The 7,649-nt window shown below is 40.3% G+C and carries 7 protein-coding genes and 1 pseudogene; 2 read left to right on the top strand and 6 right to left on the bottom strand.

Going from position 1 to position 7,649, the window contains the following annotated elements; translation table 11 throughout:
• Nucleotides 1-311: pseudogene (locus tag H5232_RS14980) on the bottom strand (group II intron maturase-specific domain-containing protein); the annotation flags it as partial.
• A gap of 995 nt (nt 312-1,306) precedes the next feature.
• On the opposite strand from H5232_RS14980, the gene H5232_RS14975 reads away from it, so the two are divergent.
• Together H5232_RS14975 and H5232_RS14970 are read left to right on the top strand one after the other, a co-directional pair.
• Nucleotides 1,307-1,843 carry a hypothetical protein gene (locus H5232_RS14975; protein WP_182719126.1) on the top strand — a complete coding sequence of 179 codons (537 nt, stop codon included), beginning with the start codon at nt 1,307-1,309 and terminating at the stop codon, nt 1,841-1,843.
• A gap of 142 nt (nt 1,844-1,985) precedes the next feature.
• A complete protein-coding gene (locus H5232_RS14970; RefSeq protein ID WP_182831132.1) occupies nt 1,986-2,534 on the top strand; it encodes an alpha/beta hydrolase in 549 nt (182 codons plus the stop codon).
• 243 nt (nt 2,535-2,777) lie between these two features.
• On the opposite strand, the gene serA is transcribed toward H5232_RS14970, so the two are convergent.
• From serA to H5232_RS14945, 5 genes are all read right to left on the bottom strand, one after another.
• Entirely contained in the window at nt 2,778-4,007 is a 1,230-nt protein-coding gene (gene serA / locus H5232_RS14965) for a phosphoglycerate dehydrogenase (protein ID WP_145241268.1), read from the bottom strand.
• 13 nt (nt 4,008-4,020) lie between these two features.
• Nucleotides 4,021-4,674: a ribose-5-phosphate isomerase RpiA gene (rpiA, locus tag H5232_RS14960; RefSeq protein WP_145241270.1), complete on the bottom strand. Its 654-nt coding sequence runs from the start codon at nt 4,672-4,674 to the stop codon at nt 4,021-4,023.
• 53 nt (nt 4,675-4,727) lie between these two features.
• Nucleotides 4,728-5,324 (bottom strand): 5-formyltetrahydrofolate cyclo-ligase, encoded by a 597-nt coding sequence (locus H5232_RS14955; protein WP_182719125.1) that lies wholly within the window; start codon nt 5,322-5,324, stop codon nt 4,728-4,730.
• Between the two features lie 20 nt (nt 5,325-5,344).
• Complete coding sequence (locus tag H5232_RS14950) at nt 5,345-5,902, bottom strand: hypothetical protein (RefSeq protein WP_182797829.1); 558 nt, start codon at nt 5,900-5,902, stop codon at nt 5,345-5,347.
• 107 nt (nt 5,903-6,009) lie between these two features.
• Nucleotides 6,010-7,527 carry a S10 family peptidase gene (locus H5232_RS14945; RefSeq protein WP_149982056.1) on the bottom strand — a complete coding sequence of 506 codons (1,518 nt, stop codon included), beginning with the start codon at nt 7,525-7,527 and terminating at the stop codon, nt 6,010-6,012.
• Between the last annotated feature and the right edge of the window lie 122 nt (nt 7,528-7,649).

Here is a 7,649-nt window from a genome sequence, read left to right as displayed (position 1 = left end):
TAATGACGCTAAACCTTGTGACGCTAGATAGTCATTGCCTATCGCAATGTTAATTCCTTTTGTTTTTGAGCTTCTACAAGGGCCTTCGCTTCCAAGCGCCTACTTTTGGTACTGGTGATACCACAGGCTATGGCGAGCCGTTCGCTGACACCCAGTTTCATTAAACTGCGTACTTTGGTGCGTGCTATTCCTTATAAATAGCGACATTGCCGCCAGTAGCACATTCTTATCCTACGGCGGATCCAGTGATCTAAATCCACCGTTAGCTTATAAGCATTGGCTGTAAGGTAATAGTATACCCAACCGCGTAAAGACTTCATGGATCTAGTATCAGTATTACTCTAAAGCGCAGCGTCTCTTAACCTCGTTTTGAATAATTCAATTAAATAGCTTTTGCACAAAGAGCAGAGAAAGAGAAGTAAAAGAGGTTTAACTTGAAAACTAATTCGCACATGTAAAACACACTACATTAATAAGGGTAACCCTTTATCACCTCAAATAAGCCACTCAAACACCTGTCATACCTTTCAAAACGCCAATTAAAGCAACAGCAAATCCTCTTTTTATATTTTACGTAAAATAGAAGTAACCAATTGAATCAAAATAGGAACTCGGCTATGGTTAATACATCAATAAAAATAAATTAAAAACGAGTTATTCTACAGCCTCGTTAGCAGCCAAGTGGATAAAACTTTAGGAATTCAATTATTTTAGAACCGACAATCAGCACCTATTATGTCAGCAACATAGAAGGGCTAAACTCAGACCCCCTGTTTCTGGTTGGTTATATAATCGCCTCTGTAATTTTGTTTGTCGCGTTAAAATATACTCCTTTTATAAGTGCAATATCACAAGTCACAAAAGTTAAAGGCAAATACATCTTCCTATTTATTTCTCTGGTATTTGCGTTTGGATTAATATCCACTTCTCTCAATTACATCGATTTATATACTGTTAAACTCGCTGTAGAAAATAATGAAGTTCAAAAAATTAAGGGTTGTATTGCTAATTATGAAGTCAACCAAAGTAATAGCCGTTCAGAGTCATTTTCTATTTCAGGTATTGCGTTTAAGTACAATGATTATGGCACTGAGAAGTATTTTTTTGCTAATAGGCAACACGATAGCTTTATAAAAAATGGTCGTTGTGTTGTTATTGCATTCATACCAAGCAGTTCAAATAACATTATAAAAATCGATAAGGTTTAAATATGCAGTTGGCTGCTAACAAACCAATCAATCCGACCTCAACTCGCTGTGCTCATTTCGTCGGCTTATCGGGGCGTTATATGCCAATAAGGAGAATTATGCTAAACCGCATTCTTGATAAAATAGCAATTCTCAGAGAGCATGAGGTTTACTATCAGCAGGTGCATGGTGTTAAGTACATTATGAAAGGGCTTGATTATCATTTTAAAAATTACATGCGTCTGCTATCAGAGGATGACGATATTCATTGGTTTCATGAGGTTGTTGCCTACCTAAACCGAATAGGCCAAATCTATTATTTCTTAAAATCAGATTTTATTGCTGCTCAAGATTCTGAGGTTCCTGCATTAAAGAGGGGGATTCCTTTCCGAATGAAGTACTCTGCCCACAGAAGTATTGATGCACCACGAAGAGATGATCTCCCACTCATGATGGATATTTCTATCCCAAACATGTATTACACAAAGCCAAGTGTAATAAATCCAGATGTTAACTCGAAAGCTATTGCCCTTCCTAAGCAAAATAGTGATGGCGAAAGAGAACCTTATGCCTTATTCATAGATGATGAGCATCGTAGTATCCTCACTGAAATAGACTCTGCTTTACTGAGGAAAATATCTGAACTTGGCATATAACACATATGAGCCTAAACTCTGTCAATAGGCACTAGTATTTTTTTGACCGTTTTTATACAGTGAGGGTCAATTCTAAATCAATAAACAAATTCGTTTACTTCGTCTGTCGATGTGGCTGTTAAGCAAGTAGCTTACGGCAGATATCAACGATGCGATTAAGTGGCTAAAACAACATCATAAATTATATATGATAGATACCAAAAAAATCGCGGTGTTAGGGGCGTCTTCTGGAGCTCATATGGCCACGTTATTCGGGGCCATGAGTACCAATCACGATACAAAATCGCCTTACGAAGCAGTGCAAGCAATCGTGAACATTGACGGCGTGGCTGATTTAACCTCAACAGCGGCTAGGATGTTTGAAGATAAACCTGGAAAGATTTCTTATGCAGCGCTTTGGTTAGGTGGGCGTTATGCACAAGAGCCAAAACGTTGGCATGCGGTTTCGCCGGTAGAATATTTAAGTAAACATACTCCAGCAACGTTATTTATTAACTCTTCCCATGACCGTTTTCATGTTGGCAGAGATGCTTTTGTAGCGCAGCTAATTAAAAACAACGTCCATCAACAAGTGTATACCATACCCGATACACCGCACACCTTTTGGTTGTTTCATCCTTGGGTAGACGAAATGCGCAGCGTACTTGCGTCGTTTCTCAATAAGGTTTTGGTAGAGGAAAACCCTAGCTAACGCCTCTATTGAGGCATTTAGTAATAGAGAAGTTTTTGACAGAGTTGTTGAAATATATACTTAAGAGTGAGCCGTTAAAGCAAATACAGTAAGATGTAACTTAAGTGAAGCTTGTTTAATACAGACAATAAAACTGGCAATATTTCATCGGCTAAGGTTGAAAAAACGTAGTATTCTTCATCCAAATAAAAGCCGTGCTTGATTTAACAAGCACGGCTTTTATTTTTTGACCGCTGACTGATATTAGTGAAGAATACGTGCTCTGATCGTGCCTTCTACTGCACTTAGTTCTTTTAGTGCTATTTCAGAGTGGTCGGTATCTACGTCTATTACTACATAACCAATCGCTTCGTCTGTTTGCAAGTATTGCGCGGCGATGTTGATGCCGTGCTGGGCAAACGCTTGGTTAATTTGGGTTAACACACCTGGGCGGTTGTGGTGTACGTGTAATAAACGGCTACGGTTAGCAAGCTCTGGCAGTGATACTTCAGGGAAATTAACAGCAGTAATAGTTGAGCCGTTATCTGAGTATTTTGCTAGTTTACCCGCTACTTCAATACCAATGTTTTCTTGCGCTTCTTGAGTTGAACCACCAATGTGTGGTGTTAAAATTACGTTGTCGAATTCGCGTAGTGGCGATACAAATTCTTCATCGTTTGATTTTGGCTCAACTGGGAATACGTCGATGGCAGCGCCGCTGATTTTTTTATCACGAAGTGCTTCTGCTAGGGCGTCAATATCAACTACAGTGCCGCGTGAGGCGTTGATCAAAATTGAACCTTGCTTCATCACTGAAATTTCCGCGCTACCAATCAGGTTTTTAGTCTGCGGTGTTTCAGGTACGTGTAAGCTAATAACATCAGCGCGTTGCAGTAGCTGCGTTAGGTTATGTACTTGTGTGGCATTACCTAGGGTTAGCTTGTCTTCAATATCGTAAAACTCAACGTTCATACCGATATTTTCAGCCATGATACCTAGCTGCGTACCAATGTGGCCATAACCAATAATACCTAGAGTTTTACCACGGGCTTCAAATGAGCCATTGGCGGTTTTTAACCAGCCGCCACGGTGAGCAATGGCATTACGCTCTGGAATACCACGGAACAATAGTAAAATTTCACCAAGTACTAACTCAGCAACAGAGCGGGTATTAGAAAACGGTGCGTTGAATACTGCAATACCGCGCTTGCGTGCGGCACTTAAATCAACTTGGTTAGTGCCGATACAAAAACAACCAACGGCAACCAGTTTTTCTGCCGCTTCAAGTACAGCTTCAGAAATATGAGTACGAGAACGAAGGCCTACAAAATGCACATCTTTAATGCGCTCAATTAGTTCGTCCTCAGGCAATGAGGTTTTTACATAATCGATATTGCTGTAGCCGTTACGTTTTAGCGTTTCTACAGCGCTTTGATGTACACCTTCAAGCAAAAGAATTTTAATTTTGTCTTTTGCTAACGATACCTTACTCATATCCTCATCCTATTTATCTAATTTGCGGCCCATTTTTGGTACCGATAATCACTTTATCTGCGCCACGGTGGGCAAATAAGCCGTTGGTTACTACGCCAACAATTTGGTTAATTGTCAGCTCTAAATCTTTTGCTTGGCTGATCGACAAGTTATGTACGTCTAAAATAACGTTACCATTATCTGTTACCACGCCATGGCGATAAACTGGATCGCCGCCTAGTTTAAGCAATTCACGAGCAACATAACTGCGTGCCATTGGAATAACTTCTACCGGCAGTGGAAATTCACCCAAGGTGTCCACTATTTTTGTTTCATCAACAATACATACAAATTGTTTTGCTACAGCTGCGACTATTTTTTCGCGGGTTAGTGCTGCGCCACCGCCTTTGATCATTTCGTTCAGCGCATTTATTTCATCTGCGCCATCAACGTACACGTCAAGGGCATCAACATCATTGAGTTCAAATACTTCAAGACCGAGTGCTTTTAGTTTTTCGGTTGAAGCGTCAGAACTTGATACCACACCGCGTATGGTGTCTTTTACTGAGCCTAATGCATCAATAAAATGGTTTACAGTTGAGCCTGTGCCAACACCCACAATGGTGTCTTTTTTTACAAATTCGAGTGCAGCCCAAGCAGCTGCTTTTTTTAATTCATCTTGTGTCATGATTATGTGCTCAATAGGTGAGAGGGATTGCCATTAGTATATAAATAAATTGCTTACCAATGGTAGATTTTCTGTGGTGTGATTATGTAATTTAATGGTACATCCCACGATTCAACCGGTAAACTTGGAACATGTTGGCATTGATGTGCAAGGCCAATCAGTTGTGGTTTATGCCAGTTTTCTTTTTCGTAGCGCGCCAAAGTTTTATCATAAAAGCCACCCCCCATCCCTAACCGGTTACCGTTATCATCAAATGCAACTAATGGCATTAGCAGATAATCAAGCTCAGCAAGTGGGCATATCTGACTACAATTTAACTTAGGCTCCAAGATACCATAGCGATTTGCCCTCATGGGTGAATTTTCTTCATAGCGCTGAAAGTATAAAGTAGTGCCGTTAAATGGGTGAATAACGGGTAGGTAAAGGGTGTGGTTTTTAGTCCAAAGGTCTTTTATTAACAATGAGGTATCTAGCTCTGCGTCATTGCTAAAATAAATGCCAATATGGGCGTTTTTAATAGTTTTTTGCTGTTTTAAGTGTTGAGTAAAATTCACTTTAAGCGATTCTGCGGCAATTTCTTGCTCAAATTTTGACAGTGAATTACGTGCTTTACGGATTTTTTGGCGGATCAGTGCTCTTTTTTCGCTCATATTTATTTTTGCTTTATCTGTTAATTATCCATAAAACTGAATAAATCAGGGAATGCAAACGACAATCCTAGTACTACAAGCAAGACAACAACCATAGCTATAAGTGAATACAGCAGCATGTTACTGCGTTTTTTGATCGGCGTTGTCAGCTCTTCATCTAGCAATAGGTCGTCAGTTTGCCACTCGTCGCCTTCATCAGGATCTGGTTGTTGGGTTGTGGCTGGTAAGCGTTGCTCTAGGTCGTCGAGTTTTTCTTCGATGCGAATTAAACTACTGGTGATGTAATCAAGGGCGTTAAAAATACGCTCATCTCGCTGGTTGGTTGTATCGCTGCTACTTACCGCTGGTGTGTTGTTGGTTATTGGTTGCAGTTTACTTTTGATGCCTACGCTGGCAAGTAGCTTTGCTTGCTTGAGTGCTTTTTCTTTTTCACAAGGCGCAAATAGGGGGTTGTTTTCAAAAAATGCAGCTACTTTACTTTCAGGGGCTTTGAGCTTTACAGCCAGTTGTTTAATCGCATTCGATCGCTCAATATCTTGAGCTAGACCTGCATACATAACACGGAAGTTTTCAGTCATCTGTGTTTTCCAAAAACGTAAAATCAATAGTTTGAGTATATCCGAATTATCGATAAACAAAAGCCCGTAAAAACGGGCTTTTTTAATCCTGTGGTTTTAAGCGCTGTTTAATACTTCGCAGCTTCACCTTCTTTTGGTAGTGACTGTAAAATAAAATCACGTAAATCGTTATTTGAGGTTTCTAAATCTGCATGGCGTAAATACATCATGTGGCCACTGCGGTAGCCTTTAAAGCTTAGACGATCACGCATTTTACTACTTGGATCTAGTTGCCATAAAGTGTATTTAGCATCAAAGTAGTTAGTGGCACCATCATAGTAGCCTGATTGGATCATCACATTGAGGTATGGGTTTTGCGCCATTGCTAAACGCAGATTTTCACCAGTGTTATTATTGCTGCGATCCCACGGGTGTACATTACCAAACAGGTTATATTTTACGTCAGTTTTATAGTTAAGCTCTTCACGTAAGTAGTGATTGATGGCTGGTGTAAATGAATGCAACCATGATGTTAGCTCTGCCCAGTAGTCTGGAGATTCGCCAGCGTCACGCTTGTCCATGCCTAAATAACGCGAATCTAGACGGCCTAACGTTTGACCGCGCTCACGTAGTAGTTCTTTCCAAAAGAAGTTGGTAGGAATATCAAGGTTGTTTTGCGCAACAAACTTTTCAGATACACCGGCATACAGTGCCATTTGTTTAATGATAGCGCGTTTTTCTTGATCATTAATAAAGCCACCTTTAGCAAGTGCAGGAATTAGCTTGTTAACGGTAAAGTCTTCAACTTCTGGCAGTAATTCATCTAAATCTTTAGCTTGCAATGCTGGGCTTAAAGCTTTGTGATACCAAGCCGTTGCAGCAAAGTAAGGTAGACGGTTAGCCGCTTTTATTGGACCGTCGCGTTTAATACCAATGTCTGTTGGTGAAACCAGCACAACACCATTGATATACATCCATTGACTGTTTTGTAATTCATGGGCAAGCCCTGATACGCGGGTTGTGCCGTAGCTCTCACCAATTAAAAATTTAGGTGAGCGCCAGCGCTCAGTGCGATTTACAAAGGTGTTTAACCATTCTGCTAGGTATTTAATGTCGGCATTGACACCAAAAAACATGCTTTTTTGCGCTTCTTTACTTGGTAATTCACCCTTATCGTTTTCAAGAATACGCGAGTAGCCAGTGTTTACTGGGTTAACGTAAACAATATCAGCAACATCAAGCACTGAGTATGGGTTGTCTTTCACACCATACGGTTGAATAGGGTAGCCTTCGTCATCAATTTTTAATACACGTGGTCCAGTATAGGCTAAGTGCATCCATACCGATGCAGAGCCAGGTCCGCCATTAAACGAAATTAACAATGGGCGTTTAGTGCGATCGTCAACTTTATCGCGTTCATAATAAGTGTATTGCAATGTTGCAACGGCATCGCCTTTGTCATCCCATACCGGTTGTGTGCCTGTGGTTGCGGTATATGAAAAACGCTCGCCATTGATGCGCGCTTTATGTTCGGTGACAACTTTACTATCGACATCGATACGACGTTGATTTTCTGCATAACTGGCTGTGCTTACACTCAAAGTAAGTATGGCCACAGAGACACTAATGATACTGATAAGCTTCATGGTGGATCCTTTAAACAATAGTTAACCTATTAAAGATAATTTTTTTGTAAATAACAAAGGGAATGAGACTAGACGACGATATTAATCGGTGAGCATTAGACATAAATATTATCAGTAACGTA

Origin of the sequence: Pseudoalteromonas sp. SG41-5 (assembly GCF_014164495.1) — a bacterium.
Classification (GTDB): domain Bacteria; phylum Pseudomonadota; class Gammaproteobacteria; order Enterobacterales; family Alteromonadaceae; genus Pseudoalteromonas; species Pseudoalteromonas rhizosphaerae.
The sequence above is the reverse complement of the archived record's forward strand: the minus strand, read 5'-3'. Positions and strand labels throughout refer to the sequence as shown.

Bases quoted from the DNA above. Each gene is read 5' to 3' on its own strand.
- H5232_RS14975 (WP_182719126.1), top strand. From the start codon at position 1,307: ATGCTAAACCGCATTCTTGATAAAATAGCAATTCTCAGAGAGCATGAG.
- serA (WP_145241268.1), bottom strand. From the start codon at position 4,007: ATGAGTAAGGTATCGTTAGCAAAAGACAAAATTAAAATTCTTTTGCTT.
- rpiA (WP_145241270.1), bottom strand. From the start codon at position 4,674: ATGACACAAGATGAATTAAAAAAAGCAGCTGCTTGGGCTGCACTCGAA.
- H5232_RS14955 (WP_182719125.1), bottom strand. From the start codon at position 5,324: ATGAGCGAAAAAAGAGCACTGATCCGCCAAAAAATCCGTAAAGCACGT.
- H5232_RS14950 (WP_182797829.1), bottom strand. From the start codon at position 5,902: ATGACTGAAAACTTCCGTGTTATGTATGCAGGTCTAGCTCAAGATATT.
- H5232_RS14945 (WP_149982056.1), bottom strand. From the start codon at position 7,527: ATGAAGCTTATCAGTATCATTAGTGTCTCTGTGGCCATACTTACTTTG.